The organism is Aeromonas molluscorum 848 (genome assembly GCF_000388115.1).
In the GTDB taxonomy this organism is placed as follows: Bacteria; Pseudomonadota; Gammaproteobacteria; order Enterobacterales; family Aeromonadaceae; genus Aeromonas; species Aeromonas molluscorum.
Genome location: NZ_AQGQ01000008.1, coordinates 22,683 through 49,129 on the forward strand (window position 1 = coordinate 22,683; position 26,447 = coordinate 49,129).

Annotated in this window: 26 protein-coding genes and 1 pseudogene; 22 read left to right on the top strand and 5 right to left on the bottom strand. The window is 58.5% G+C overall.

The features are described 5' to 3' along the window. Nucleotides 1–229 precede the first annotated feature (229 nt). The 14 genes from mnmG to glmU all read left to right on the top strand — a co-directional run bounded on the left by mnmG (nt 230) and on the right by glmU (nt 13,036). Complete coding sequence (gene mnmG / locus G113_RS02810) at nt 230–2,119, top strand: tRNA uridine-5-carboxymethylaminomethyl(34) synthesis enzyme MnmG (RefSeq protein ID WP_005893167.1); 1,890 nt, start codon at nt 230–232, stop codon at nt 2,117–2,119. 9 nt (nt 2,120–2,128) lie between these two features. After that, on the top strand, nt 2,129–2,746 hold the full coding sequence (rsmG, locus tag G113_RS02815) for a 16S rRNA (guanine(527)-N(7))-methyltransferase RsmG (RefSeq protein ID WP_005893169.1): 618 nt from the start codon (nt 2,129–2,131) through the stop codon (nt 2,744–2,746). Nucleotides 2,747–2,781: 35 nt separating this feature from the next. Beyond that, on the top strand, nt 2,782–3,585 hold the full coding sequence (locus G113_RS02820) for a ParA family protein (RefSeq protein ID WP_005893172.1): 804 nt from the start codon (nt 2,782–2,784) through the stop codon (nt 3,583–3,585). After that, entirely contained in the window at nt 3,582–4,487 is a 906-nt protein-coding gene (locus tag G113_RS02825) for a ParB/RepB/Spo0J family partition protein (protein WP_005893174.1), read from the top strand. Before G113_RS02820 ends, G113_RS02825 begins: the two co-directional genes overlap by 4 nt. A gap of 193 nt (nt 4,488–4,680) precedes the next feature. After that, a complete protein-coding gene (locus G113_RS02830) occupies nt 4,681–5,091 on the top strand; it encodes an ATP synthase subunit I (RefSeq protein ID WP_005893175.1) in 411 nt (136 codons plus the stop codon). A gap of 8 nt (nt 5,092–5,099) precedes the next feature. After that, on the top strand, nt 5,100–5,879 hold the full coding sequence (gene atpB / locus G113_RS02835) for a F0F1 ATP synthase subunit A (RefSeq protein ID WP_005893177.1): 780 nt from the start codon (nt 5,100–5,102) through the stop codon (nt 5,877–5,879). Between the two features lie 61 nt (nt 5,880–5,940). Beyond that, entirely contained in the window at nt 5,941–6,180 is a 240-nt protein-coding gene (gene atpE, locus G113_RS02840) for a F0F1 ATP synthase subunit C (protein WP_005893179.1), read from the top strand. 51 nt (nt 6,181–6,231) lie between these two features. Next, nucleotides 6,232–6,702, top strand: coding sequence for a F0F1 ATP synthase subunit B (atpF, locus tag G113_RS02845; protein ID WP_005893182.1), 471 nt, complete (start codon nt 6,232–6,234; stop codon nt 6,700–6,702). A gap of 13 nt (nt 6,703–6,715) precedes the next feature. Further along, entirely contained in the window at nt 6,716–7,249 is a 534-nt protein-coding gene (gene atpH, locus G113_RS02850) for a F0F1 ATP synthase subunit delta (protein WP_005893184.1), read from the top strand. A 15-nt stretch (nt 7,250–7,264) separates the two neighbouring features. Next, complete coding sequence (gene atpA, locus G113_RS02855; RefSeq protein WP_005893188.1) at nt 7,265–8,806, top strand: F0F1 ATP synthase subunit alpha; 1,542 nt, start codon at nt 7,265–7,267, stop codon at nt 8,804–8,806. A 43-nt stretch (nt 8,807–8,849) separates the two neighbouring features. Next, entirely contained in the window at nt 8,850–9,716 is an 867-nt protein-coding gene (gene atpG, locus G113_RS02860; RefSeq protein ID WP_005893190.1) for a F0F1 ATP synthase subunit gamma, read from the top strand. Nucleotides 9,717–9,749: 33 nt separating this feature from the next. Beyond that, on the top strand, nt 9,750–11,138 hold the full coding sequence (atpD, locus tag G113_RS02865) for a F0F1 ATP synthase subunit beta (protein ID WP_005893192.1): 1,389 nt from the start codon (nt 9,750–9,752) through the stop codon (nt 11,136–11,138). An 18-nt stretch (nt 11,139–11,156) separates the two neighbouring features. Then, nucleotides 11,157–11,582 carry a F0F1 ATP synthase subunit epsilon gene (locus tag G113_RS02870; RefSeq protein WP_005893194.1) on the top strand — a complete coding sequence of 142 codons (426 nt, stop codon included), beginning with the start codon at nt 11,157–11,159 and terminating at the stop codon, nt 11,580–11,582. 92 nt (nt 11,583–11,674) lie between these two features. Beyond that, nucleotides 11,675–13,036, top strand: coding sequence for a bifunctional UDP-N-acetylglucosamine diphosphorylase/glucosamine-1-phosphate N-acetyltransferase GlmU (glmU, locus tag G113_RS02875; protein ID WP_005893196.1), 1,362 nt, complete (start codon nt 11,675–11,677; stop codon nt 13,034–13,036). Nucleotides 13,037–13,096: 60 nt separating this feature from the next. On the opposite strand, the gene creD is transcribed toward glmU, so the two are convergent. The 4 genes and pseudogenes from creD to blrA form a co-directional block, all read right to left on the bottom strand. Further along, on the bottom strand, nt 13,097–14,440 hold the full coding sequence (creD, locus tag G113_RS02880) for a cell envelope integrity protein CreD (RefSeq protein ID WP_005893198.1): 1,344 nt from the start codon (nt 14,438–14,440) through the stop codon (nt 13,097–13,099). Between the two features lie 178 nt (nt 14,441–14,618). Then, nucleotides 14,619–15,407, bottom strand: a complete 789-nt coding sequence (gene blaOXA, locus G113_RS02885) for a class D beta-lactamase (protein WP_005893202.1) — start codon at nt 15,405–15,407, stop codon at nt 14,619–14,621. Between the two features lie 107 nt (nt 15,408–15,514). After that, nucleotides 15,515–16,946, bottom strand: a pseudogene (gene blrB, locus G113_RS02890) (beta-lactam sensor histidine kinase BlrB). Nucleotides 16,947–17,032: 86 nt separating this feature from the next. Continuing rightward, nucleotides 17,033–17,707, bottom strand: coding sequence for a beta-lactam response regulator transcription factor BlrA (blrA, locus tag G113_RS02895; protein ID WP_005893205.1), 675 nt, complete (start codon nt 17,705–17,707; stop codon nt 17,033–17,035). Between the two features lie 123 nt (nt 17,708–17,830). On the opposite strand from blrA, the gene G113_RS02900 reads away from it, so the two are divergent. Both G113_RS02900 and glmS read left to right on the top strand, forming a co-directional pair. After that, entirely contained in the window at nt 17,831–18,604 is a 774-nt protein-coding gene (locus tag G113_RS02900; RefSeq protein WP_005893207.1) for a DeoR/GlpR family DNA-binding transcription regulator, read from the top strand. Between the two features lie 50 nt (nt 18,605–18,654). After that, complete coding sequence (gene glmS / locus G113_RS02905) at nt 18,655–20,487, top strand: glutamine--fructose-6-phosphate transaminase (isomerizing) (RefSeq protein WP_005893209.1); 1,833 nt, start codon at nt 18,655–18,657, stop codon at nt 20,485–20,487. Nucleotides 20,488–20,544: 57 nt separating this feature from the next. Here glmS and G113_RS02910 read toward each other — a convergent pair whose 3' ends face one another. Beyond that, a complete protein-coding gene (locus tag G113_RS02910) occupies nt 20,545–21,321 on the bottom strand; it encodes a helix-turn-helix transcriptional regulator (protein WP_005893211.1) in 777 nt (258 codons plus the stop codon). Nucleotides 21,322–21,530: 209 nt separating this feature from the next. Here G113_RS02910 and G113_RS02915 point away from each other — a divergent pair, with 209 nt between their 5' ends. The 6 genes from G113_RS02915 to G113_RS02940 are packed head-to-tail and all read left to right on the top strand — an operon-like array spanning nt 21,531 to nt 26,352. Next, nucleotides 21,531–22,289 (top strand): DUF3450 domain-containing protein, encoded by a 759-nt coding sequence (locus G113_RS02915; RefSeq protein WP_005893214.1) that lies wholly within the window; start codon nt 21,531–21,533, stop codon nt 22,287–22,289. Then, nucleotides 22,286–23,581: a MotA/TolQ/ExbB proton channel family protein gene (locus G113_RS02920; RefSeq protein WP_005893218.1), complete on the top strand. Its 1,296-nt coding sequence runs from the start codon at nt 22,286–22,288 to the stop codon at nt 23,579–23,581. The genes G113_RS02915 and G113_RS02920 overlap by 4 nt, the downstream gene beginning before the upstream one ends. Then, nucleotides 23,578–24,108, top strand: coding sequence for a MotA/TolQ/ExbB proton channel family protein (locus G113_RS02925; RefSeq protein ID WP_005893220.1), 531 nt, complete (start codon nt 23,578–23,580; stop codon nt 24,106–24,108). The genes G113_RS02920 and G113_RS02925 overlap by 4 nt, the downstream gene beginning before the upstream one ends. Beyond that, nucleotides 24,105–24,506, top strand: a complete 402-nt coding sequence (locus G113_RS02930; RefSeq protein ID WP_005893222.1) for an ExbD/TolR family protein — start codon at nt 24,105–24,107, stop codon at nt 24,504–24,506. The genes G113_RS02925 and G113_RS02930 overlap by 4 nt, the downstream gene beginning before the upstream one ends. Next, nucleotides 24,503–25,165 (top strand): energy transducer TonB, encoded by a 663-nt coding sequence (locus G113_RS02935; RefSeq protein WP_005893224.1) that lies wholly within the window; start codon nt 24,503–24,505, stop codon nt 25,163–25,165. Before G113_RS02930 ends, G113_RS02935 begins: the two co-directional genes overlap by 4 nt. A 2-nt stretch (nt 25,166–25,167) precedes the next feature. Further along, entirely contained in the window at nt 25,168–26,352 is a 1,185-nt protein-coding gene (locus G113_RS02940; RefSeq protein ID WP_005893226.1) for a tetratricopeptide repeat protein, read from the top strand. Nucleotides 26,353–26,447: the final 95 nt, after the last annotated feature.

Here is a 26,447-nt window from a genome sequence, read left to right on the forward strand (position 1 = left end):
CTTTATGATCAAAAAGTGCTTATCAACAGAAACCCTGGATCCTAATAAAAGATCTAATAAGAGATCGATCTAAAGATCCTTAAGATCTACTAACGGATCCGGATCCCAGAAAGGCCGTTAACTAGACGTTTCACTGATCACGGGAAACAGATAGAATGTTTGCCCCCTTAACTCGGGGATGAAGACGGCAAACAAAACGATCTCAGGCGTGCAGATCAAGGTGATCCCAATGCAATACCATGAACAATTTGATGTGATCGTCGTCGGTGGCGGTCATGCAGGAACCGAGGCCGCAGCAGCGTCTGCCCGTATGGGTATGAATACGTTGTTGCTGACTCACAACATCGATACCCTGGGCCACATGTCGTGCAACCCGGCAATCGGTGGGATCGGTAAGGGACACCTGGTCAAGGAAATTGACGCCCTCGGTGGGATCATGGCGAGAGCCATCGATCTTGGCGGGATCCAGTTTAGAACGCTCAACTCTTCCAAAGGCCCAGCCGTACGAGCCACCCGTGCTCAAGCGGATCGTCTGCTCTACAAAGCAGCCGTACGAGAGATGTTGGAGAACCAACCGAATCTTAAGATCTTCCAGCAGGCTTGCGATGATCTGATCATGGACGGGGATCGTGTCGCCGGGGTCGTGACTCAGAGCGGGATCCGTTTCAGTGGCAAGACGGTGGTACTGACCGTCGGAACTTTCCTCAACGGCTTGATCCACATCGGCATGGATAATTACAAGGGCGGACGGGCAGGTGATCCTCCCTCGATCGCCCTGGCGCAACGTCTGCGTGAAATGCCGCTTCGCATCGACAGACTCAAGACCGGCACGCCGCCGCGTATCGATGCCCGCAGTGTCGATCTGTCCGTGATGCAGGAACAGGCGGGTGACACCCCGACTCCGGTGTTCTCCTTCATCGGCGAGGCGAGCCAGCATCCGCGCCAGATCTCCTGCTACATGACTCATACCAACGAGCGTACTCATGAGGTGATCCGCAATAATCTGGATCGCAGCCCCATGTACGCCGGGGTAATCGAGGGGATAGGGCCACGCTACTGCCCGTCGATCGAGGACAAGATCACCCGCTTTGCCGATAAGACGGCGCACCAGATCTTCGTCGAGCCTGAGGGCTTGACCACCCACGAACTCTATCCGAACGGCATCTCGACCAGCCTGCCATTCGATGTGCAGATCCAGATCGTGCGTTCGATCCGGGGCTTTGAGAATGCCCATATCACTCGACCCGGCTACGCCATCGAATATGACTTTTTCGATCCCCGGGATCTCAAGGCGAACATGGAGAGCAAGTGCATCCCCAATCTGTTCTTCGCCGGCCAGATCAACGGCACCACTGGCTACGAAGAGGCCGGAGCGCAAGGTTTGCTGGCCGGCCTGAACGCGGCTCTGCGCGCTCAGGGCAAGGATGCCTGGCATCCCCGTCGTGATCAGGCTTACCTCGGCGTCATGATGGACGATCTCTCCACCCTGGGTACCCGCGAGCCGTACCGTATGTTCACCAGTCGTGCCGAATATCGCTTGCTGCTGCGTGAAGACAATGCGGATCTGCGTCTGACCTCGGCCGGTCGCGAACTGGGTCTGGTCGATGACGAGCGCTGGGCCAAATTCAATACCAAGCTGGAGCAGGTGGAGCTGGAGCGCCAACGACTGCGTTCGACCTGGATCCATCCCCAGCATGCCGCCGTACCCGGCATCAATGCCCTGGTTAATACCCCGATCAGCCGTGAGCATAGTCTGGAAGAGCTGATGCGTCGCCCCGAGGTGACCTACGATGCGCTGATGGCGATCGAAGGGGTTGGACCTGCCCTCGAGGATCCGGCTGCCGCCGATCAGGTTGAGATCCAGATCAAGTACGCCGGTTACATCGATCGTCAGCAGGACGAAGTGGAGAAACAGCTTCGCAACGAGAGCACCCTGCTGCCGCTCGACATGAATTACCGCGATGTGAACGGCCTCTCCAACGAGGTGATCGCCAAGCTGAGCGATGCCAAGCCGCAGACCATAGGTCAGGCCTCCCGCATCTCCGGCATCACACCGGCGGCCATCTCCATCCTGCTGGTCCATCTCAAGAAAAACGGCCTGCTGCGTAAAACCGCCTAGAGGATCCCCATGCTGGAAAGATTGAACGGCCTGCTCACGCAGGCCGATATCGTTATAACAGAGACTCAAAAGACCCAGATTATCAAGCTGGTTGAGTTGCTGCACAAGTGGAACAAGGCTTACAATCTCACCTCGGTGCGTGATCCCGATGCGATGCTGGTCAAGCATATCCTCGATAGTCTGGTGGTTAGCGAGCACTTGCACGGTGAGCGGTTCATCGATGTCGGCACAGGCCCGGGCCTGCCAGGCTTGCCGCTGGCCATCATCAACCCGGACAAGCAGTTCGTGTTGCTCGACAGCCTTGGCAAACGGATCAACTTCATCCGCCAGGTGATCCAGGAGCTTGGCCTCACCAATGTGACCCCTGTACTGAGCCGGGTGGAAGAGTTTCGACCCGAACAAGGCTTCGATGGCGTGTTGAGCCGGGCATTTGCCTCGCTGGAAGACATGCTGCGCTGGTGTCATCATCTGCCTGCTGAACAGGGCAGCTTCCTGGCACTCAAGGGACAGTATCCCGAGCAGGAGCTGGCCCAGTTGCCGGCCAATATCCGTCTGGTGGCCTCCCATCAACTGGTGGTGCCTGAGCTGGAAGGTGAGCGTCACCTGCTGGAGTTTAAAACTATCTAGGCCCGCTTGGGCTGCCGTTTCATTGAGGGGATCTTGTGGGAAAAGTCATTGCCATCGCCAACCAGAAGGGGGGGGTCGGAAAAACCACCACCTGCGTGAACCTGGCGGCTTCCATGGCAGCCACCCGCCGCAAGGTGCTGGTGATCGATCTGGATCCCCAGGGTAATGCCACCATGGGCAGCGGCGTTGACAAGTACGATGTCGAGCGCACCGCCTATGAGCTGCTCATCGAAGATACCCCGGTGCGGGACGTCATCGTCACCGAGACCTCGGGGGGCTATCACCTTATCGCCGCCAACGCCGACGTGACGGCGGCGGAGATCCGGCTGATGGAATTCTTCGCCCGCGAGCTCCGCTTGCGCAACGCCATCGCCTCGGTGCGCGACCAATACGATTACATCTTCATCGACTGCCCCCCCTCACTCAACATGCTGACCGTCAATGCCATGGCTGCCGCCGATTCGGTGCTGGTGCCCATGCAGTGCGAGTACTATGCCCTTGAGGGGTTGACGGCGCTGGTTGATACCATCAGCAAGCTGGCGGCCGTGGTCAATCCGGAGCTCAAGATCGAAGGGGTGCTGCGCACTATGTTCGATCACCGTAACCGATTGGCCAATGATGTGTCCGATCAGCTGAAACAGCACTTCGGGGACAAGGTCTATCGCACCATCATCCCCCGCAACGTGAGATTGGCGGAGGCGCCCAGCTTTGGCGCTCCGGCCATGCACTATGACAAATCATCGGTGGGCGCCAAGGCCTATCTGGCGCTGGCAGGCGAGATACTGCGCCGCCAGGAGCAGGAAGCCCAACTGACCACCGCAGATCGAGAGAGCATATGACCCTGAAAAAACGTGGACTGGGCAAGGGGTTGGACGCCCTGCTCAGCACCAGCACGGCTGCGCGCCAGAAACAGGTGATGAGCGATCAGCGCACCGAACAGGCCATGGCTCCCGCCCCCCAGGGCGAGCTACGCAAGCTGCCGCTGGAGTGGCTGCGCTCCGGCAAGTACCAGCCGCGCAAGGACATGTCGCAGGACGCACTGGAAGACCTGGCCAACTCCATTCGTGCCCAGGGGGTGATCCAGCCCATAGTGGTCCGCCCCCTCGGTGAGCAATCCTTTGAAATCATCGCCGGTGAACGACGCTGGCGCGCCTCCCAGCTGGCCCGTCTCGAGGTGGTGCCCTGCATCATCAAGGACGTGCCCGACGAAGCAGCGGTCGCCATCGCTCTGATTGAGAACATCCAGCGCGAAGACCTCAATGCCATCGAGGAGGCGGTCGCCCTGCAGCGATTGCTGACCGAATTTGAACTCACCCACCAGCAGGTGGCCGAGGCGGTGGGCAAGTCGCGCACCACTGTCACCAACTTGCTGCGTCTTAACCAGCTCAACGACGACGTGAAGCGTTTCGTGGAGCATGGCGACCTCGACATGGGCCATGCCCGAGCCCTGCTGGCCCTGAGTGGCCCGGCCCAGTCCGAACTGGCCAAGCAGGTGGCGCAAAAAGGGCTGACCGTGCGCGATACCGAGCGCTTGGTGCAAAAATCACTGGAACCGGCAAAAACCAAAGCCGAACCGGTTCGCGATCCACAATTTGCTTACATTGAACGCCAGATTGCAGAAAAAATTGGCAACAAGGTACAACTGCAGCAAGGCAAGCAGAATAGTGGCAAGTTAGTAATAAGTTACGAGAACTTGGCGGAATTGGACCGAGTATTGGGCTATTTTGGCCTATCAGAATAGTAATTTTTACGCTTTTTGTAGTAATAAAACATCCATTCCTTTCGATATGAACATAACCTTAATTTTGTGCGGAAAGCCGCAAAAATTAAGGGTTTTTGCCATGTTGCAATAGCCGTCTTCACGGGTATAATTTGACCGGCTTTTAGAGCTGTGAATTCGGGGTCTTCGGAACCCGATTTTTTACAGTTCTGTAATGTTCAGAGGTGAGTTGGTGAAACAGAAAATAGCCTTGGAAGGTTTAACACTGGCCTTGGCGATGCTCGTTTGTCAGCTCGTCCTGATCCTGGCGATAGCGTCAGTCTGGTTTTATCAGGCGGGGGCTAACGCCGGATATTCCTCCCTCTACGGGGGGGGAATGTATTGGGTTCCTCAGGCCTTGTTCACACTCTGGGTTCTGCGCCGCAAGGTGACGAAAGAGAGTGTGGGACTGGTGTTGCGGGACTTTTATGGTGGGGCAGGGATTAAGCTCATTGCTACAACAGGACTCTTCGCCCTGATGTTTGGTGCAGGGATCGAGATAAACACCATCTCCTTCTTCGCCACTTATATCCTCGCCCTCGTTGTACAGTGGATAGTCTCATTCACGCTTAACAACCACTATTAGGAAAACTCATGGCTGCAACCGGAGAAGTCCTGACTCCTCAGGAATATATCTCCCACCATCTGACCCATCTGCAAGTAGGGTCTGGGTTCTGGACAGTGAATATCGACTCTATGATATTTTCTGTTCTGTTGGGCACCCTGTTTATCTGGTCGTTCCGTCGAGTCGCCGTCAAGGCCACCAGCGGCGTACCGGGCAAACTTCAGTGCTTCGTGGAGATGCTGGTCGAGTTTGTGAATAGTAACGTCAAGGACATCTTTCACGGTCGCAACAAGGTCATCGCACCTTTGGGGCTGACGGTGTTTGTGTGGATCTTCCTGATGAACTTCATGGATCTGATCCCCGTTGACTTTATCCCTCACGCTGCACAATTGATGGGTGTTCCCTATCTGCGTGTGGTTCCCTCTGCTGACGTTAACATCACCATGTCCATGGCTTTGGGCGTGTTCTTCTTGATCCTGTATTACAGCATCAAGGTCAAGGGTATCAAAGGGTTTGTGAAGGAGCTGACACTTCAGCCTTTCAATCATCCTGCGGCCATCCCTGTTAACTTCATCCTTGAAACCGTCACGTTGATTTCCAAGCCGGTCTCTCTGGGTCTGCGACTGTTCGGCAACATGTATGCTGGCGAACTGATCTTTATCCTGATTGCGGGTTTGTTACCCTGGTGGTCACAGTGGATCCTGTCCGTGCCTTGGGCAATTTTCCACATACTGATCATCACCTTGCAGGCATTCATCTTCATGGTTCTGACCATCGTCTATCTGTCGATGGCGCAGGAAGACCATTGATGATGCAACTCAAATAACACCTTTTTAAACAACCAATTACCAAAAATAAATGGAGATCCTCATGGAAAACTTGAACATGGACCTGCTGTACATGGCTGCTGCTTTGATGATGGGCCTGGCCGCGATCGGCGCCTCCATCGGTATCGGTATCCTGGGTGGTAAATTCTTGGAAGGCGCTGCTCGTCAGCCGGATCTGATCCCTGTGCTGCGTACCCAGTTCTTCATCGTGATGGGTCTGGTTGATGCGATCCCGATGATCGCCGTTGGTCTGGGTCTGTATGTGATGTTTGCGGTTGCATAAGTCGTTACGACTCACGCAGAACCCATTAACTAACTTAAGAGGAAATCGGCTGTGAATATCAACGCCACCCTCCTCGGCCAAGCAATCGCTTTTTTCTTCTTCGTAGTATTTTGCATGAAGTACGTATGGCCGCCGCTGATTGCAGCCATTGAAGCCCGCCAGAAAGAAATTGCTGACGGCTTGTCTTCCGCAGAACGCGCCAAGAAAGATCTGGATTTGGCCAAGGCCAATGCCACCGATCAGCTGAAAGAAGCCAAGCGCCAGGCTGCTGAAATCGTTGAACAGGCTAACAAACGTAAAGCCCAGATCATCGATGAAGCGGCAGTTGGTGCCCAGGCAGAGCGGGAAAAAATCCTGGCTCAAGGCCGTGCCGAGCTTGAAGCTGAACGTCATCGTGCCACAGAAGAACTGCGCAAGCAGGTTGCTGCTCTTGCCGTCGCCGGCGCAGAGAAGATCCTGGCACGTCACATCGACCAGGCTGCCAACAGCGACATCGTCGACAAACTGGTAGCAGAACTGTAACGGGAACGGGGCTATGTCTGAACTGACTACAATCGCTCGCCCCTACGCCAAGGCTGCTTTCGAGTTTGCCGTTGAGCACAAGGCGGTTGACCAGTGGCTCGGGATGCTCGGTTTCGCGGCGCAAGTCGTGGAGAACGAGACAATCCACTCCCTGGTAAACGGCTCTGTGGCTGCCGAAGAACTCGCAAATCTGTTTGTGAGTGTCTGTGGTGAGCAACTCGACGAGCATGGCCAGAACCTGATGCGGGTGATGGCTGAGAATGGTCGCTTGGGTGTGCTGCCGGCGGTCGTGACCGAATATGTATTGCTCAAGGCTGAACTCGACAAAGAGATTCAGGCTGACGTCATTTCGGCCCATGTACTGACCGACCAGCAGAAGGCCGCTATTCAGGCTTCTCTGGAGCAACGTCTCGCACGCAAAGTGAAGCTGAATTGCAGCATGGATGCGTCCTTGATGGCCGGAGTGCTCATCAAGGCCGGAGATCTGGTTATCGACGGTACTGTCCGCGGTAAGCTGGATCGCATGGCCGACGCGCTGCAATCTTGATTGGGGTATTAGAGCATGCAACTGAATTCCACTGAAATCGCCGAGCTTATCAAGCAGCGCATCGCGCAGTTTGATGTTAAGAGCGAAGCGCGCAACGAAGGTACCATCGTCTCTGTGAGCGACGGTATCATTCGTATCCACGGTCTGGCCGATGCCATGCAGGGTGAAATGATCGAGCTGCCGGGCAACCGCTTCGCTCTGGCATTGAACCTGGAGCGTGACTCCGTTGGTGCCGTGGTCATGGGTCCCTACGCCGATCTGGCCGAAGGGATGAAAGTAAAAGGGACTGGCCGCATTCTGGAAGTGCCGGTTGGTCGTGGTCTGTTGGGCCGGGTGGTCAACACCCTGGGTCAGCCTATCGACGGTAAGGGTCCCATCGACAACGACGGCTTCTCGCCGATCGAAGTTATCGCACCGGGCGTTATCGAGCGTAAGTCTGTTGACCAGCCTGTCCAGACCGGTCTGAAAGCCATCGATGCCATGATCCCTATCGGTCGCGGCCAGCGTGAGCTGATCATCGGTGACCGCCAGGTAGGTAAGACCGCCATCGCCATCGACACCATCATCAACCAGAAAGACTCTGGTATTAAATGTGTGTACGTCGCGATTGGCCAGAAGGCCTCCACCATTGCCAACGTGGTGCGCAAGCTGGAAGAGCACGGTGCTCTGGCCAACACCATAGTGGTGGTTGCCTCTGCCTCCGAAGCTGCCGCCCTGCAATACCTGGCGCCTTATGCCGGTTGCTCCATGGGTGAATACTTCCGTGACCGCGGTGAAGACGCGCTCATCATTTATGATGACCTGTCCAAGCAAGCGGTGGCCTACCGTCAGATCTCCCTGCTGCTGCGCCGTCCGCCAGGACGCGAAGCTTACCCAGGCGACGTCTTCTATCTGCACTCCCGTCTGCTCGAGCGCGCTTCCCGCGTCAACGTCGAGTACGTCGAGAAGTTCACCAAGGGTGCCGTGACTGGCCGGACCGGTTCTTTGACCGCGTTGCCGATCATCGAAACCCAGGCCGGTGACGTGTCAGCCTTCGTTCCGACCAACGTGATCTCCATCACCGATGGTCAGATCTTCCTGACCACTCAGCTGTTCAACTCCGGTATTCGTCCGGCGGTTGACCCGGGTATCTCCGTATCCCGAGTGGGTGGCGCGGCTCAGACCAAGATCGTCAAGAAATTGTCCGGTGGTATCCGTACCGCGCTGGCCCAGTACCGCGAGCTGGCGGCCTTCGCCCAGTTCTCTTCCGATCTGGATGAGGCGACCCGCAAGCAGCTGGACCACGGCCAGAAGGTAACTGAGCTGATGAAGCAGCAGCAATACTCCCCGATGAGTGTGGCTGCCCAGGCTCTGGTGCTGTTCGCCGCCGAGAAGGGCTATCTCTCCGACGTCGAAATCGCCAAGATCGTCGATTTCGAAGCCGCTCTGCTCTCCTACGCCAATAACCAGCATGCTGAGCTGATGGCAGACATCAACGCCACAGCCGACTACAACGACGCGATCGTTGGCAAGCTGACTGCGTTGCTGGATGACTTCAAAGCAACCCAGACCTGGTAAGCGAGTGTGGCAGCGCAAGCTGCCACCTGAAGGAGAGTAAGAGATGGCCGGCGCAAAAGAGATACGTACCAAGATCGGGAGTGTGAAGAACACTCAGAAGATCACCGGCGCTATGGAAATGGTGGCAGCAAGCAAGATGCGCCGTGCGCAGGAACGCATGTCTGCCAGCCGTCCGTACGCTGAAACCATGCGCAAGGTGATCGGCCATATCGCCCAGGGGAACTTGGAATACAAGCACCCCTACCTCATGGAACGTGAGGTCAAGCGAGTGGGTTACATCGTCGTCTCCACCGACCGTGGCCTGTGTGGGGGTCTGAACATCAACCTGTTCAAGGCTGCCCTCAATGAGATGAAGGATTGGAGCGCGAAAGGTGCCAAGGTTGACCTGGCACTGATCGGTAACAAAGCTTCCGGCTTCTTCCAGCGGCATGGTGCCAAGGTGCAAGCCCACGTCTCCGGACTGGGTGACAACCCGAGCGTCAATGACCTGATTGGTTCAGTCAAGGTCATGCTGAAGGCTTACGACAACGGTGAGATTGACCGTCTGTACCTGGTGTACAACAAGTTTGTAAACACCATGGTGCAACAACCCCGAGTCGATCAATTGCTGCCTTTGCCCGTAACAGAAGACAGCAAGCTCGCCAAGAAACACCATTGGGATTACCTCTATGAGCCGGATCCCAAGCAGCTGCTGAACACCTTGTTGATTCGCTATGTCGAATCCCAGGTGTACCAGGGCGTGGTGGAAAACTTGGCCAGCGAACAGGCGGCCCGAATGGTTGCCATGCAAGCCGCGACTGACAACGCCGGTAACCTGATTAACGATCTGCAACTGGTGTATAACAAGGCCCGTCAGGCCAGTATTACCCAAGAGCTGACAGAGATCGTATCAGGCGCTGCTGCGGTGTAAGGCAAGGGTTATCAAAGGTTTAGAGGATTTGACATGAGTAATGGTTTCATCGTCCAAATCATCGGCGCTGTGGTGGACATCGAGTTCCCGCAGAATGCCGTACCCAAGGTGTACGACGCAGTTAAAGTCGTCAGCGAAGGTCAAGGCCAGGGTCTGGTGCTGGAAGTTCAGCAGCAGATCGGTGGCGGTGTCGTACGCTGCATCACCATGGGTTCCTCCGACGGTCTGCGTCGTGGGTTGGAAGTAGTTAATACCGGCAAGGCAATCCAGGTACCGGTTGGTACCTCGACCCTGGGCCGCATCATGAACGTACTGGGCGAACCCATCGATGAGAAGGGTCCGATCGGCGAAGAAGAGCGTTGGTCCATCCACCGCGAAGCCCCCAGCTACGAAGAACAGTCCAACAGCAACGATCTGCTGGAGACCGGCATCAAGGTTATCGACCTGGTTTGCCCGTTCGCCAAGGGTGGTAAAGTGGGTCTGTTCGGCGGCGCCGGTGTCGGCAAGACCGTCAACATGATGGAACTGATCCGTAACATCGCGATCGAGCACAGCGGCTACTCAGTATTTGCCGGTGTGGGCGAGCGTACCCGTGAGGGTAATGACTTCTACCACGAGATGATGGAGTCCAACGTACTGGACAAAGTCTCCCTGGTTTACGGTCAGATGAACGAGCCGCCCGGAAACCGTCTGCGCGTGGCGCTGACCGGTCTGACCATGGCCGAGAAGTTCCGTGACGAAGGTCGTGACGTGTTGTTCTTCGTGGATAACATCTACCGTTACACCTTGGCCGGTACCGAAGTATCCGCACTGCTGGGCCGTATGCCGTCCGCAGTAGGCTACCAGCCGACCCTAGCCGAGGAGATGGGTGTTCTGCAAGAACGTATCACCTCCACCCGGACTGGTTCCATCACCTCCGTACAGGCCGTTTACGTCCCTGCGGATGACTTGACTGACCCGTCTCCGGCGACCACCTTCGCCCACTTGGATGCGACCGTCGTTCTGTCCCGTCAGATCGCGGCGCTGGGTATCTACCCGGCCGTTGACCCGCTGGACTCCACCTCCCGTCAGCTGGATCCGCTGGTGGTTGGCAAGGAGCACTACGACACCGCTCGTGGCGTTCAGACCGTACTGCAGCGCTACAAAGAGCTGAAGGACATCATCGCCATCCTGGGTATGGATGAACTGTCAGAAGAAGACAAACTGACTGTATCCCGTGCCCGTAAGATCGAGCGTTACTTGTCCCAGCCGTTCTTCGTGGCAGAAGTATTTACCGGTTCCCCGGGCAAATACGTGCCGCTGAAAGAGACCATTCGTGGTTTCCAGGGCATCCTGAAAGGCGAGTATGACGATCTGCCTGAGCAGGCGTTCTACATGGTTGGCGGTATCGACGAAGTCGTCGAGAAAGCCAAGAAACTGTAAGCCTCGATAGGAGGACCCATGGCTGAGATATCCTTTCACCTGGATGTGGTGAGCGCAGAGGGCAAACTGTTTGCCGGCCGTGTTCAGACCGTACAGGTTTCAGGCTCCGAAGGTGAGCTGGGTATCCACCACGGTCACGCGCCGCTGCTGACTGCTATCAAGCCGGGCCTGGTCCGCTTGATCAAGCAAAATGGTGGCGAAGAGGTGATGTACGTCTCCGGCGGCATGCTGGAAGTACAACCCGAAGCCGTGACTGTGCTGGCCGATACCGCAATTCGTGCCGACGACCTGGATGAGGCGAAAGCCCAGGAAGCCAAGCGTCGTGCCGAGGAGCGGATCAACAGCTCCCATGGTGACATCGATTACGCCCAGGCCGCTACCGAGCTGGCCAAGGCGATGGCCCAACTGCGGGTTATCGATATCGTCAAAAAGAATTACCGTTAATAGCGGTGATGCAAAAAGCGACCTTCGGGTCGCTTTTTTTTATCCGTTCGATAGACTCCGCCGAGTATTTTCTCAAGTTTCAAAGGCTAGCTATGTCCCTCAATGTCGTGATCCTGGCTGCGGGTAAAGGCACCCGCATGCGCTCCGTACTGCCCAAGGTGTTGCACCCTGTCGCCAACAAACCCATGGTGTCCCATGTCATCGAGACCGCCCGCCAGATAGGTGCCGAGCAGTTGCATCTGGTCTATGGCCACGGCGCCGAGTTGTTGAAGGAGCGGATTGCCGCCCCGGACTTGAATTGGGTGCTTCAGGCCCAGCAGCTGGGTACCGGCCACGCCGTCGCCCAGGCCATCCCGTTCTGGCAGGATGAAGACGACGTGCTGGTGCTCTACGGCGATACCCCGCTGATCCAGCCAGAGACCCTGCAACGGCTGCTGGCCGCCAAGGCCGATGACGGTATGGCGCTGCTGACCGTGGTGCTGGACAACCCGACCGGCTACGGCCGCATCGTGCGCGAGCAGGGTCAGGTAGTCGGTATCGTCGAGCAGAAGGATGCCAACGCCGAGCAGCTCGCCATCCGCGAGGTGAACACCGGCGTACTGGTGGCCAATGGCGCCGACCTGCGCGGCTGGCTGTCGCGTCTGGACAACAAGAATGCCCAGGGGGAGTTCTACCTCACCGATGTCATTGCCATGGCTCATGGAGATGGCTGTCCCATCGCCGCCGTTCATCCGGACAGCGCCATGGAAGTAGAAGGGGCCAACAACAGGGTGCAGCTGGCGGCATTGGAGCGCAGCTATCAGCAGATGCAGGCCGAGAAGCTGATGATCGCGGGCGTCACCCTGATCGATCCGGCTCGCTTCGATCTGCGCGGCACGCTGGAGATCGGCGAAGAGGTGGTGATCGATGTGAACGTCATCATCGAGGGCAAGGTGAAGCTCGGCAACCATGTGCGCATCGGGGCCGGCTGCGTGCTGAAAGATTGCGAGATTGGCGATCATACCGAAGTGAAGCCCTACTCCGTTATCGAGGGTGCCCAGGTGGCGGATCAGTGTTCGGTCGGCCCCTTTGCCCGTCTGCGACCAGGTGCCGTGCTGGAGCAAGATGCCCATGTCGGCAACTTCGTCGAGATGAAGAAGTCCCGGCTCGGCGTTGGTTCCAAGTGTGGTCATTTGACCTATCTGGGAGATGCCGACGTGGGGGCCAGGGTGAACATTGGCGCTGGCACCATTACTTGTAATTATGATGGGGTGAACAAGTTCCAGACCATCATAGAGGATGATGTCTTCGTCGGCTCCGATACCCAGCTGGTGGCGCCGGTGCGCATCGGCAAGGGCGCGACCCTGGGTGCTGGCTCCACCATCACCAAGAATGTGGCCGAGCACGAGCTGGTGATCACCCGGGTGCCCCAGCGCCATATTCAGAACTGGGCGCGCCCGGTCAAGAAGAAGTGATGCCCAATCAATCCCTATCTATGAAATTAAGGAAACCGGCGCTTTGTGGCGCCGGTTTTTTTATGGCTCGCGCCCGGAGTTGTCCATGACGCTATACCAATCCAGTTTGCGAGTGAGCACCATGAGCAGCGCCAATACGGCGAACAGCAACAGGGCACCGAGTAGTAACGCGCTCTGCTGTGCCTGCAACAGGCCATAGAGGGTGGCATAGACCATTCCCAGCAGGGCCGCGAAGCCGAGCCCTTGCTTCAGGCCCCTCAGTACATGGCTCAGGTAAAAGCCATTGAGCGCCACACTGGCCAGGCTCGCCAGCAGGTAAGCCAGGGCGAAGCCCAGGTGTTCGGTCAGTGCCAGCAGCAGCAGATAGAAGATGACCAGTCCCATGCCGACCAGGGCGTACTGGATCGGGTGCACCCGCAGCCCCTTGAGCAGCTCGAACATAAAGAAGCTGATGAAGGTGAGTCCGATGAACAGCAGGGCATATTTGGCGGCCCGCTCATTGAGCCGGTATTGATCCACTGATTGCACCAGATTGACACTGAAGGCGGGCAGGGTGTCTTCCCTGCCACTCATGCTGCGCAAGAAACGGGTCTCCATGTCGGTCGCGAACCAGCTCGTCTGCCAGCTGGCATTGAAGCCAGCCTCATCCAGTTTGCGACTGTCCGGCAGGAAGTCACCGACGAAGTTGGGATGCGGCCAGTTGCCGCTCAGTTGCAGTCTGCTCTCCCGACCGAGGGGCACCAGCTCCAGGCTGTTCATGCCCTGCAAGTGCAGCTCGATATGGAAGTTGCCCTGTTCGCCCGGCAAGGCGTCGAGCGGCGCGTGAATGCCAGCCTGACCCTCTGTGAGCAAGGCGCCGGGAACGAAGGGGATGCGGCGTTCTCCCAGTTGCAACACGGGGACGCTGTTGATGCCACGGGCGTCGGACAGCACCAGGCTCAGATAGGGTTTACCCGCCACCAGCGCCGGATCTGCGCCGTCAAAGAGCAGGTCCGGGTTGCTGGCCAGCAACGGCTTGTCCGTCAGGGTATCGGGCAGATGGCCGGAGAGGGTGAGCTTGGTGTGATAGAGCTGCGCCTGATAGATGCCGAGTTTGCGCGGGGTGACCACCATGCTGGCGCGCATCTCCAGCTGTTCCGGTAACAGATAGCGGTAGAGCCGCTCTTGGCGCACGAAGCGCTTGCCATCCTGCTCCACGGTGACGGCGCGGCTATAGGGTTGTACCAGAACAGGCCCCAGCAGCCGCTGCGGACCGCTGCTGCTGGCCATCATGCTGTCGATGGCTTGATGCTGATAGCGCTGGCGTTCGTGATTGAGATCCAGAATCGACTGCACCGGCAGCATCAACAGCAGGCCGAGCAGCAGTAGCAGGAAGAGCTTGTGGGTGATTATCTGTTTGACCATGACGGGCTCCTTGTTATCGGAGGTCAGTGTGTCCTGGCTGGGTGAAGGGGAGGTGAGCCTCTGTGAAGTGAGGGTGAAGGGCGATAAAAAAACCGGCGCCCTGGCGCCGGCTGGAGTGAATGAGGCCGCGCTCAAGTGGACTGGGACAACCCCATTTGCCCGCCGCGAACCGCGCTTGTCATTGCTTGAGCTTGTCCGGCAGGGCGGCAAAGAGCTCCTCTTTGGCGCGGACTGAGGCGAACTGCTTGCCTGGTTTGTCCAGTACGGTATGGACGAAGATGCGGGTCTGATCTCCCTTGCTGGCCCAGCCGACGAACCAGCCAATGGGACGCTGTCGGTCCAGGCTCCCATCGGCCTGCTTGAAGTAACCCATACCGGTCTTGCCGTATACTTGCCAGCCGTCGATGTCGGGCTGACGCATGATGGCGCTGGTGTGGCGTACCGCGTCGGCGGCGACGGGCAGTTTGCCGCTCACCAGCTTGCCGAGGAAACTGGCCTGCTCGAGCGGGCTGATCCCCAGCGATGAACTGAGCCAAGCCTGGGTCAAACCATCCTGCTTGCCCGGATTGCCGGCGAGATCCCGGTTGCCGTAGTCGAAGTGGTCGACGTACTGCTGGAAGCGGGCTTCTCCCAGCCACTCGGTGAGACGCTGGGAGTACCAGATCACCGAATGGTCCATCCAGCGGCTCGGAGTGGTGGTCTCGCGCCAGGCGGGCAGGAAGTCTGCATCTCCGGCCTTGAACGGCAGGGCTGGCAGTTGTTCATCGACCAGAAAGCCACTGTCATAACCCATCAGTGCCAGCGGGATTTTGAAGGTGGAGGCGGGGGGCAGGCGCTGGCTGCACTCTCCCTGCTGGGACAAGGGCTGGCCGGTGCCATCGGCAAACAGCCAGCAGCCAGCCGCACTGGCGGGCACACTGAACAACAGGCTGGCGGCAATCAGGCCGGGCAACAGGATTCGGGACATTCGGGTCTCCTTGATTCGACAGGGCATGGCCCCATGTGCCCGGAATGGCGGCATGGGGGGCACCAGCTTAGCGACGCTCTGTGTGGTCAGTGTGAAGTCCATATGAATCATGTTGTGCCGCTGGTGGGCAGCCAGAGTTCGGCCAGCACTCCGCCTTGTTTCCCGTTGTGCAGCGTCAGGCTGCCCCCATGTTGGCGCGCTACCTCGGCGGCGAAGCTGAGCCCTATGCCACTGCTCTTGGCGCCGTTTGGCCTGGGCAGAGAGTAGAAGCGCTCGAAGATGCGCGGCAGGGCGAAATCCGGGATACCCGGGCCCTGATCCTTGACCCGGAAACGGTAGCCATCCGGTGTCGGCTCTCCCTCTATCGCCAGCAGGCCAGCGGTTGGGCTGAAGTCGAGGGCATTGTCGATCAGGTTGCCCAGGGCCTGTCCCACCAGCAAGGGATCCCAGTGCTGTGGCCGGGCCGGTTTCAGGCTGCGGCTGAGAGTGATGTTCCGTCGATCGGCCACTATCTGGCGCGCCGCCGCGACCCCTTCGCCGAGTGATGATGGTTCCACCGCCTGCCGTTCACGATCCTGACCCGATTCGAGGCGAGCGAGCTGCAACATACGCTCGATCAGCTGCTGCATGCGGGTCGTCTCCTGATTGATGTTGCCAATGAAACGGGTCGCGACTTGCGGAGGGGGGGCCTCCGCCAGCAGCTCCCCCGCCCCACGAATGGCCGCCAGGGGGGCTCTTGAGCTCATGGGTCAGGCTGTGGACGTATTGCTCTATGTAACTCTTGCCATCGAGCTGGCGGCGCATTGTCTCGAGGGAGCGCCCCAACCTGTCCAGCTCCAGGCTGTATAAATGGGGCAACTGGGCAGGCTCGCCCTGGCTGACGGCCTGGGCATAGGTTTCCAGCTTGCGGATTGACCTGTTTAGCCACCACACCAGCAAGCCGCCAATGAGCAGGGCGATGAGCAACATGAGGGCGGCAGCCTGCAAGAGCTGGCGCTCCCCACGCTCTATCATCGGCAGCAGGGTATGGTTGGGTTTGGCAACCGTAAGGGAACCGAGAATCTCATCCCCTTCGCGCAGCGGCGCCGCCACATGCATGACTGAGCTGGCGGGATCGTCCGGGTTGCTGCGGGTGCTGCGGGCGCCATATTGACCGCGCAGGGTCAGATGGACATCATTCCAGCGGGAGTAATCTTTGCCCAGATCCCGCCCCGAGGAGTCGTAGAGCACTTTTCCTTTTGCATCAACAACATAGATACGGTACTCGGTCTGCTGCTTGAGGTGGCCATCGATCAGGGCATTGATGGGCCTCTGATTGAGGCGGGCGAAGGCATGAGCCAGTCGCCCATTGGCCATCTTGCCCTCCTGCAAATCAGCCAGCGCCAGGGGGGCCAGTATCTGTGCCATGTCGACCAGCGTATCTTCGGCGGCGCTGCGCACCCCCGGCTTGATCTCTTCGACGAAGATCTCCAGTACAAACCAGGCGGCCAGGGCGAAGATGAGCAGCAATCCGGCCAGCAGTTGCAATCCAATTCTCATGCCGGTTTCCGATGATCGGGTGCTATCCAATTAGGTCTCATATTTGTCCCAGATTGCACCGCGGTTGCTGTTCAATGGATCATGTTTCATGCCAGCTCCAGGCTGTAGCCCAGCCCCCTGTGCGTCAGGATCAGATTGGCATCGGGGTCCCGCTCCCTCAGCTTGGCTCTCAGGGTCTTGATGTGGGTATCGACGGTGCGATCCAGGCTCTCTTCGGCCCCGCTCCACACCAAGTCCATCAGCTGCTGGCGGGAGTAGACCCGGCCCGGCGCCTGCATCAGAGTCTTGAGCAGCAGGTATTCGTAGCGGGTGAGCGCCAGCGCCTGACCCTGAAAGCTGATGCGGGCCCTATCCTCGTCCAGTTGCAAGCCGCTGGTCTGTGAGGGGGGCTGTCGCCCGCTGCGGCGCAATATGGTGCGAACCCTGGCACAGACTTCCCGTGGCGAGAAGGGCTTGGCCACATAGTCATCGGCGCCTATTTCCAGTCCAATCAGCCGGTCAATCTCCTCACTGCGAGCGGTGAGGAACATCAGCGGGGTATCGCAGTTGGCCCGGACCCGCTTGCACAGCTCGAAGCCGTTGATGTCGGGCAGGCCCACATCCAGGATCAGAAAGTCAGGTTGGGTCTGTGCCAATCTCGCCAACATGGTCTCGCCCAGGTTGAACCAGGTCACTTCGAACCCCTCGGTCTGCAACGCATAGATCAGGGTGTCTGCTATGTTGGCCTCGTCTTCTACCAACCATATCAATCTCTTGTGCATGGGATCCTCTCACTCTCTGCCGGTCTATTTTGGCAGCTAAGTGATGGGGATCCTATGTTGCCCGCTTGTTTTTCCCGCAAAGCTTGTTAATATTCCGCCATTCTTTCGAATCGAAACTTGCCAATGACAAAACGAAACACACAGCAGCGCCGCCACACCATAGTGACTCTGGTGCAAGAACAGGGTGAAGTGAGCGTTGATGCCTTGGCCAAGCACTTTGCCACCTCGGAAGTGACCATCCGCAAGGATCTGGCCGTGCTGGAGACCGGCGGTCTGTTGCTGCGTCGCTACGGGGGGGCGGTGCCACTACCGAGCGAGATGGTAGTGACGGATAACCCGGAGCAAGTTTCGAAACGAAAGCTGGCCATCGCCCGCGCGGCCGCCGAACGGATCCGCGATCACAACCGCATCATCATCGACAGCGGCAGCACCACCAGTGCCATGATCCCCATGCTGAGCAACAAGCGCGGCCTGATCGTGATGACCAACTCCCTCAATGTGGCCGGTGCCCTGCGCGAGCTGGAAAACGAACCTACCCTGCTGATGACGGGCGGCACCTGGGATCCCCACTCCGAGTCCTTTCAGGGCCAGGTGGCGGAACAGGTGCTGCGCTCCTATGACTTCGACCAGCTGTTCATTGGTGCCGATGGCATAGATCCCGAGCGGGGTACCACCACCTTCAACGAGCTGGTGGGCCTGTCCCGGGTCATGGCCGAGGTCTCTCGGGAAGTCATCGTCATGGTCGAATCAGAAAAAATAGGCCGCAAGATCCCCAATCTGGAGTTGCCCTGGGCACAAATTCATACCCTGGTGACTGACGAAGACTTGGCCGATGAAACCCGGCAACTACTCGAATCCAAAGGGGTGACGCTGATCTGCGCTCCCCTCGCAGGCTGATGTTCGCCTGCCCACCCCATTGTTAACAATTCAAGTGTAAGGAGAAGTCTATGTGTGGCATCGTCGGGGCCGTGGCCCAACGTGATGTAGCGGAAATTCTGGTCGAGGGACTGCGTCGTCTCGAGTATCGCGGCTACGACTCCGCCGGTGTGGCTGTGTTCAGCAGCGAGCATCCGCTGCAGCGGGTGCGTCGTCTGGGCAAGGTCGCCGAGCTGGCCAAGGCGCTGGACGAACAGTCCGTGCATGGCGGAACCGGCATAGCACACACCCGCTGGGCGACTCATGGGGAGCCTTCCGAGCGCAATGCCCACCCCCACGTCTCCGAGCATATCGTGGTGGTGCACAACGGCATCATCGAGAACCACGAAGAGCTGCGCGCCGAGCTGCAGGGGCTGGGCTATGAGTTCAGCTCAGATACCGACACCGAAGTGATCGCCCACCTGGTACACCACGAACTGAAATCCGCCCCCAGTCTGCTGGTGGCCATGCAGGTGGCGGTGAAGCAGCTGCGCGGCGCCTACGGCACCGTGGTGATGGATAGCCGTGACGACAGCCGCGTGGTGGTGGCCCGCTCCGGCTCCCCCCTGGTTATCGGTCGCGGCATCGGCGAGAACTTTATCGCTTCCGATCAGATGGCGCTGCTGCCGGTGACCCGTCGTTTCATCTTCCTGGAAGAGGGCGATGTGGCCGAGGTGACCCGCCGTGACGTGCACATCTTCGATGCCAACGGCAATGCGGTGGTGCGCGAAGAGCTGGAATCCGAGCTCTCCCATGATGCCGGTGACAAGGGTGAGTATCGCCACTACATGCTCAAAGAGATTTATGAGCAGCCCAAGGCCATCACCAACACCCTCGAAGGCCGTCTTGGCAGCGATCATGTGGTGGTCGAGTCGTTCGGCAATGGTGCCCGTGCCATCTTCGATCGGGTCGAGCACATCCAGATCATTGCCTGCGGTACTTCCTACAACTCCGGCATGGTCGCTCGCTACTGGTTTGAAGAGATCGCTGGCGTGTCGTGCGATGTGGAGATCGCCTCCGAGTTCCGCTATCGCAAGTCGGTCGTGCGTCCCAACAGCCTGCTGGTGACCCTGTCCCAGAGCGGCGAGACCGCCGATACCCTGGCCGCCCTGCGTCTGGCCAAGGAGTCTGGCTACATGAGCTCGCTGGCCATCTGCAATGTGCCTGGTTCCTCCCTGGTGCGTGAATCGGATCTGGCTTTCATGACCCGGGCCGGTACCGAGATCGGGGTGGCTTCCACCAAGGCATTCACTACCCAACTGGCCGGTCTGCTGATGCTGGTGACCGCCATCGGTCATTGCCGTGGCAACCTGAGCGCCGCCGCCGAGGCCGAGCTGGTCAATGCGCTGAAAACCCTGCCGCAGCGTATCAATGAGAGTCTGGCGCTGGCCAAGGAGATTGAAGTTCTGGCCGAAGAGTTTGCCGACAAGCACCACAGTCTGTTCCTGGGCCGTGGCAGCCAGTACCCCATCGCCATGGAAGGGGCGCTCAAGCTCAAGGAGATCTCCTACATCCATGCCGAAGCCTATGCCGCCGGTGAGCTGAAACATGGCCCGCTGGCATTGGTCGATGCCGAGATGCCCATCATAGTGGTGGCACCGAACAACGATCTGCTGGAGAAGCTCAAGTCCAACGTTGAAGAAGTGCGCGCCCGCGGCGGCATTCTCTATGTGTTCGCCGATGCGGCTGCCGGTTTCAAGAGCGATGAGACCATGCGGGTGATGAACCTCAGCCATGTCGAGGAGGCTATCGCCCCCATCGTCTACACTGTGCCGTTGCAGCTGCTCTCCTACCATGTCGCCCTCATCAAGGGCACGGACGTGGATCAGCCTCGCAACCTGGCGAAATCTGTGACAGTGGAATAAGTCATGGTCTGGAATGAAAAAGAGCCGCATTGCGGCTCTTTTTGTTTTCCTGTCTGGCTAGGAGAGCCGCAGGTTGGTGATAGTCACATCGGTCAGGGAGGGCACTATGATGCCGCTGGAAATCCCCTTGGCGATGGCCTGGCTGCGGTTCTTGGAATCCGTCTTGTTGGTCACCTGGTTGAGGTGAAAATTGACGGTCCGTTCACTGATGCCGAGTATGGTGGCGATCTCCCAGGACGTTTTACCCTCGCTGGCCCAAAACAGGCACTCCTTCTCCCGATCCGACAGCTCGGTCAGATACTTCATCAGATCCGGTCTGGCCTTGATGAGGGTCAGGGCTGAATTGAAGATATAGCTGGCACAAAAGGAGAGCATGGGCACGTTGTCGAACATCAGCTCGGAGTCGGATTTTTCCTTGGTAATAAAGGAGAGGATGCCGTGTTCGCCCTGCGGGGTGTGCAATGGAAAGGAGACACCGTTGCGAACGCCGAAGTCGGCGGCCAGGTTCATCACCTCCTGGCTGGCGCTGGGCAGCCAGGGCGAGGTGCAATCGAGCTGGTTCCAGAAGATGGGTTGGGTCTGCTTCAGGCCCAGATGCACCACCGGATCCTGAGTCAGGAACTGCTTTTCCGTATAGGCATTGAACCAGCTGGTGGGACAGTTGTTGAACAAGGCGACGTGGGACTTTTGCATGCTGATGGGAAAAATAATCAGCAAACGAAAATAATCGAAGCCCATCTGGTGGCTGAACCGTTCCAGAAGCTGCTGGATGTCGCTTGTTTTCTTGGCCTTGGTGAACCTGTCTATGTGTTCCCATATGGCGTCGTTAAACATGTTCTTCTCCTTTTTCGACCTCTATCTTGCTGATCGAAAAGATATTTTTTAGTTATAAATTTGGTGTTGCTTCTACCAACGCCAGTAGATCCCGTGTTTGTCTAAAAATTATCCTGTTTTTTTCCCCCTAGGCCAAGGACTGATGTCGATTGCTACTGCTCCCATGATTTGAAATAATGAGAATAGTTATCATTGATAAGATTCATGTCATGAACAAGTTATGGTGTCTGGCCCTGTTGCCATTATCGATCTCCTTGTCAGTTTCAGCCGATGAACTGGTCAAGCCTGCCCTCAAGGCAAGCATTGCCGCCGGGCAAGCGTCCCAGCAGCGGGTTGAGAAAGCGGCCGATGCCGCCCTCGCCGCCCGCCAGGAGTTGCAGAGTGCCGAGCTGCAACTGCGCGATCTCGAGGCTTACAACAGCTATATGCACACTCTGGTCGCCGATCAGCGCAAGGAACTGGCTCGCCTCAATACCCAGCTTGGTACGGTGGAAAAGACTCGTAAGGGTCTTATCCCCTTGGTACTGCAGATGCAGAGCGATCTGGCGGCGCTGGTAGCAGATGACATTCCGCTGCGTATCGATGAGCGGTTGTCACGGATACAGGGGTTGAAAGCGACCCTGGCCCGCAGTGACGTGAGCGAGGCGGAGAAGTTTCGCCAACTATTGCAGGCCTATCAGATAGAGGCTGAATACGGTAATCGGCTCGATGCCTATACGGCAGAGCTGACACTGGACGGTATGCCCCGTCGGGTTGAGGTGCTGGCGGTTGGCCGAGTGGCACTGCTCGCCATGACGGCAGATCAGAGTTTGGCCTGGCGCTGGTCGGCGCAACAAAAAGCATGGCTGGCACTGGATGAGCGGTGGCTGAGCCCGCTCGGCGATGCCTTTGCCATGGCGAAAGACAAAGGCATCCCCCAGTTGTTGCAACTGCCGCTCTCCGTGGCCCTGCAGGAGACCCAATCATGAAACAGCTTCCCCTTCTTGTGGTTCTGGTGCTGGGCATGACGCAGCCGGCTCTGGCCAATGAAGATTGGCAGGCTCAGGAGCAGGCCCGTGAACAACAGGCGAGTCAGGCTCTGGGTGAGGTCAGCAAGACCCTGGCGAGCGCCCGTGCCCGGTTGAGTGCCGCCCAGCAGCAGAGCAAGCAACTGGCGGGCGAGTTTGCCGACAATGAGAAAAAACTGGGGGAATTGAAATCCCAGTGGCAGCAAGCGGCCAGCGACATGGACGAGGTCTTTGCCGTAGCCCGCCAAGGTGCCAAGGACGCGACCAGGCTGCTTGGTGGCTCGGCGCTTCAGGGTCAATATGGCGATCGTTTACAACCCTTGCAGCAGATGAGCAAGGAGCAGGATGTGCCGGATCGCACCGCCCTGGCACAGCTGCCGGCCCTGCTGATGCAAGAGATTCAGGGATCTGGCCAGATTGCGCGCTTCGAGACCAATGTGCTGGACAGTCAGGGCGCCGCGAGTCGCCAGCCGGTGACCCGCATCGGCAGCTTCATGCTGCTGGGGCAAGCCGGTTTGCTACAGGTGGAGGCCGGTGGCCTGACACCTGTGCTCGGCCTGCCCGTCAATCTTAATAGTGCCGCCAATGCTTATCAGGGGCAGGAGGGCGAGGCCGTACCGCTCGATCCCTCCCACGGTGTCTTGCTTGCCATGCAGGCCCAGGCACCCAGCTTCTGGCAGCAGTTGCAGCAGGGGGGCAAGGTGGGTGCCATCATAGTGCTGCTGGCGCTGATCGGCCTGGGTATCGCCGCGGTGCGGCTATGGAGCCTCTCTCGCGAGCTGGGCCGGGTGCGCCGTCAGTTGGCCAGCGGTGATTATCATGCGGACAATGCCCTCGGCCGGGTACTGCTGGTCGCGGACAAACACCCGGAGATCGCCATGGAGACCCTGGAACTGAGGTTGGATGAGGCCATATTACAGGAGACGCCGCGCCTCGAACGGGGTCTGGGCATGGTCAAGGTGATTGCCGCCCTGGCCCCCATGCTGGGTCTGCTCGGTACTGTGACCGGCATGATAGGCACCTTCCAGGCCATCACCCAGTTCGGTACCGGCGATCCCAAGATCATGGCGGGTGGCATCTCGATGGCCCTGATCACCACCGTCATGGGGCTGGTAGCCGCCATACCGCTCATCCTCTCCCATAGTCTGCTGCAGTCGCGCTTCGTCGAGCTCTCCAATGTGTTGGAGCAGCAAGTGGCCGGCATCTTGGCCGAGCGTGCCGAAGGAGAGATGCGGGAAGGGCGCGCGGCATGATGCTTGACATCTGGCATCAGTTGCAGAGCTTCATGGGCCGAGGTGGCCCAGTGCTCTGGGTCATACTGGCCATGCTGGCGCTGATGTGGGTCCTGATCATCGAACGGCTGCTTTACTTCAATCTGGGCTACGGCGTATTGCAGCGCCGCCTGCAAGCCGACTGGCAGGCCAGGGTGGAGCAAAGCAGCTGGCACGCCCGCGCCATCCGTGGTCGCTGGCTGGCTCAGGCCGAGCTGGAACTTGGCCGTCATCTGATCCTCATCCGCACCCTGGTCGTGCTCTGCCCCATGTTGGGGTTGCTTGGCACAGTGACCGGCATGATAGGGGTGTTCGACACCCTGGCGGCGGCCAACCGCTTTAATCCAGAGAGCATGGCGGGCGGCATCTCCCGCGCCACCATACCCACCATGGCGGGTATGGTGGTTGCCTTGCTCGGCGTATTGTTACTCAGTCGTCTCGACAGCAAGGCCAAGCGTGCCTTGGCACAAACCCGGGACGGACTGCGCGAAGAGAAGGTATTACCATGAGACGCCAATCCAAGCGCGTGCGTGATGAAGTGCAGATCGACATGACCCCCATGCTCGACATCGTCTTCATCATGCTGATCTTCTTTATAGTGACCACCTCCTTCGTGCGTGAAGCCGGGCTTGAGGTCAATCGCCCCCAGGCGAGTCATGCCAAGGCCCAGAAGTCCTCCAGCATCATGCTGGCCATCGGCGAGCAGGGTCAGATCTATCTCGATCGCAAGGCGGTTGATATAGAGCGGGTGCAAGCCAGTCTGGCACGGATGCTGGCCGAACAGCCCGAGGCGAGCCTGGTGATCCAGGCTGACGAGCGTGTGCCTCACGGCAAGGTGGTGAGGGTGATGGATGAGGCCAAGGCTGCCGGCATCGCCAACATAGCGGTGGCGGTGTCTGCCCCATGAAGTTGAAGCTTGTTAGTCTGGGGCTGGGTCTGTTGCTCAGCTTGGGGATATTGCTGTTCATGGCTGCACTGGTCGAGCCTCCCAAGGAGCGAAGCCTCCATCCTGAACAGGATCCTATCGTCATCCGCATGCAGACGGAGCAGAGCGAAGTCGCGCAGCGGGAACGGCCGGTGCCACCCAAACCAGATCCCCTGCCCGAACCACCGGCTGCCCTTTCCCTGAGTCCCATGCCTACCCCGGCAACGCCGCCTCTGCCTTCGGTACAACCCAGCCTGGATCTGGTGGCTGATCTGAGCCCGGTGCAGGTTGCCGCGCCCGGTGTGCTGGCCGCGCCAGCACCGGCCGCCGTGGCGGAGGGTAATCCCCATGGTCAGCTCAACGGCATTGGCAGCAGCGATATCTTGACCCCGTTGCAGCGCATCGAACCTGCCTACCCCTACCGGGCGCAACAGGCAGGCATAGAAGGTTTCGTGACCCTGAGCTTCGCAGTCGATGCCCAGGGGCGGGTACAGGATGTGACTGTGGTCGAGGCCAAACCCAGACGTCAGTTCGAACGAGCCGCCATCCAGGCGGTGAGCAAGTGGCGTTATCAGCCGAGACCGGGGGCGAGTGACAAATTGCCCCAGACCATCACCCTCAAGTTCAAGTTGGAGTCATGACTATGTTGCGGATCTGGATCTGCCTGTTGGCCCTGGTGAGCGCTGGCAGTTGGGCCATGGAGGTGAGCCCGCTCTTCTCCCGCCAGTTGGCCCCCGTGCTGAAACTCTATCAGTCCGGCCAGTTCCAACAGGCCCAGAGCCGGGCACGGGAACTCAAGCCTGGCTCTGAGGCTGAACAGGCCTGGTTGGCTCAGCTCAATGCATCCCTGGCTGCCAACCTGCAGCAGACGGCCCAGGCAAGTCGCTATGTGGAGCAGGCGCTGACCTATCAAGAGTGGCCGGTTCAACAACAACTCCAGTTGCTGCGCCTGCGTGGCGATATCCAGGCTCAGCAATCCAACTGGCGCGGCGCCATTGCCAGCTACCAGGCCGTACTTGCCAAGCAACCAAGTGACGAGCTCAGGTTGCGCCTGGCGGGTCTCTATTACCACAACAAGCAATATGCCGAGGCGATCAGCCAGAGCGATCAACTGCTCAAGCAGGGTTGGCAGAAACCGGTGGCACTGATCCGGCTCTCGGCCCTGACCGCCTTGCAACGCTATCCCCAGGCGGCCGATCAAGCCGGCGAACTTCTTCGCCGTGAACCGACCGAGCGACGTTGGTGGCAACAGGCTGTGGCCCTCAATCTTTCCGCGAAGCGGGGAGAGCAGGCCCTGGCTTTATTGCAAACTGCCATAGACCGCAAGCTGATGGGTGATGTGGATACCCGGGGTCAACTCATCCGCTTGTATGCCTATCAAGGATTGCCCTATCGCGGTGCCCGTTTGCTGGAAAATGCCATGACGCAAGGACAGCTCAAGCAGAGCCCGGAAAACCTGCGTTTGCTTGCCCAGCTTTGGGAGGGGGCAAGAGAGTGGCCCAAGGCTATCGACAGCTGGCAGACCCTGGCTCGGCAACACACCAAGAGTGAGGCCGGTTTGCGCGCTGCCGAATTGCTTCTGTTAGGTGGAAAAACTGAGGCGGCCATGAGTCAGTTGGCTGCAGCAGGGCAAAACCGGAGCGAACAGGGGCGTAGGGTCAAGGCGCAGCTGGTACAGGCACTGCTGAATCAAGAGCAGTATTCAAAAGCCATGGTGTTGGCTCAGGAGTTGAAAGCAGAAGGCGGCACGGCCTGGCAGGTGCGCGCCGAGCGCTGGCTTAGCTATATAGAGGCACGTCAGCATGAATCGAATAAAGATTCGGCATAATGCCGTCTAATTCGACTCTTTTGATGGCTTGAGGCGAAAAAATGCGCGGTCGAGTTGTTTTGATGAGAAAAACCTTGCCTGAGCGGGCACTGTCT

Excerpts from the sequence above, each read along its gene's own strand:
- blaOXA (WP_005893202.1), bottom strand. The coding sequence starts at position 15,407 with ATGTCCCGAATCCTGTTGCCCGGCCTGATTGCCGCCAGCCTGTTGTTC.
- G113_RS02900 (WP_005893207.1), top strand. The coding sequence starts at position 17,831 with ATGACAAAACGAAACACACAGCAGCGCCGCCACACCATAGTGACTCTG.
- G113_RS02935 (WP_005893224.1), top strand. The coding sequence starts at position 24,503 with ATGAAGTTGAAGCTTGTTAGTCTGGGGCTGGGTCTGTTGCTCAGCTTG.
- atpA (WP_005893188.1), top strand. The coding sequence starts at position 7,265 with ATGCAACTGAATTCCACTGAAATCGCCGAGCTTATCAAGCAGCGCATC.
- atpG (WP_005893190.1), top strand. The coding sequence starts at position 8,850 with ATGGCCGGCGCAAAAGAGATACGTACCAAGATCGGGAGTGTGAAGAAC.
- atpB (WP_005893177.1), top strand. The coding sequence starts at position 5,100 with ATGGCTGCAACCGGAGAAGTCCTGACTCCTCAGGAATATATCTCCCAC.
- mnmG (WP_005893167.1), top strand. The coding sequence starts at position 230 with ATGCAATACCATGAACAATTTGATGTGATCGTCGTCGGTGGCGGTCAT.
- blrA (WP_005893205.1), bottom strand. The coding sequence starts at position 17,707 with ATGCACAAGAGATTGATATGGTTGGTAGAAGACGAGGCCAACATAGCA.
- G113_RS02825 (WP_005893174.1), top strand. The coding sequence starts at position 3,582 with ATGACCCTGAAAAAACGTGGACTGGGCAAGGGGTTGGACGCCCTGCTC.
- G113_RS02870 (WP_005893194.1), top strand. The coding sequence starts at position 11,157 with ATGGCTGAGATATCCTTTCACCTGGATGTGGTGAGCGCAGAGGGCAAA.
- G113_RS02930 (WP_005893222.1), top strand. The coding sequence starts at position 24,105 with ATGAGACGCCAATCCAAGCGCGTGCGTGATGAAGTGCAGATCGACATG.
- G113_RS02915 (WP_005893214.1), top strand. The coding sequence starts at position 21,531 with ATGAACAAGTTATGGTGTCTGGCCCTGTTGCCATTATCGATCTCCTTG.
- G113_RS02925 (WP_005893220.1), top strand. The coding sequence starts at position 23,578 with ATGATGCTTGACATCTGGCATCAGTTGCAGAGCTTCATGGGCCGAGGT.
- G113_RS02940 (WP_005893226.1), top strand. The coding sequence starts at position 25,168 with ATGTTGCGGATCTGGATCTGCCTGTTGGCCCTGGTGAGCGCTGGCAGT.
- glmS (WP_005893209.1), top strand. The coding sequence starts at position 18,655 with ATGTGTGGCATCGTCGGGGCCGTGGCCCAACGTGATGTAGCGGAAATT.
- atpD (WP_005893192.1), top strand. The coding sequence starts at position 9,750 with ATGAGTAATGGTTTCATCGTCCAAATCATCGGCGCTGTGGTGGACATC.
- atpH (WP_005893184.1), top strand. The coding sequence starts at position 6,716 with ATGTCTGAACTGACTACAATCGCTCGCCCCTACGCCAAGGCTGCTTTC.
- glmU (WP_005893196.1), top strand. The coding sequence starts at position 11,675 with ATGTCCCTCAATGTCGTGATCCTGGCTGCGGGTAAAGGCACCCGCATG.
- G113_RS02830 (WP_005893175.1), top strand. The coding sequence starts at position 4,681 with ATGTTCAGAGGTGAGTTGGTGAAACAGAAAATAGCCTTGGAAGGTTTA.
- G113_RS02920 (WP_005893218.1), top strand. The coding sequence starts at position 22,286 with ATGAAACAGCTTCCCCTTCTTGTGGTTCTGGTGCTGGGCATGACGCAG.
- creD (WP_005893198.1), bottom strand. The coding sequence starts at position 14,440 with ATGGTCAAACAGATAATCACCCACAAGCTCTTCCTGCTACTGCTGCTC.
- G113_RS02910 (WP_005893211.1), bottom strand. The coding sequence starts at position 21,321 with ATGTTTAACGACGCCATATGGGAACACATAGACAGGTTCACCAAGGCC.
- rsmG (WP_005893169.1), top strand. The coding sequence starts at position 2,129 with ATGCTGGAAAGATTGAACGGCCTGCTCACGCAGGCCGATATCGTTATA.
- atpE (WP_005893179.1), top strand. The coding sequence starts at position 5,941 with ATGGAAAACTTGAACATGGACCTGCTGTACATGGCTGCTGCTTTGATG.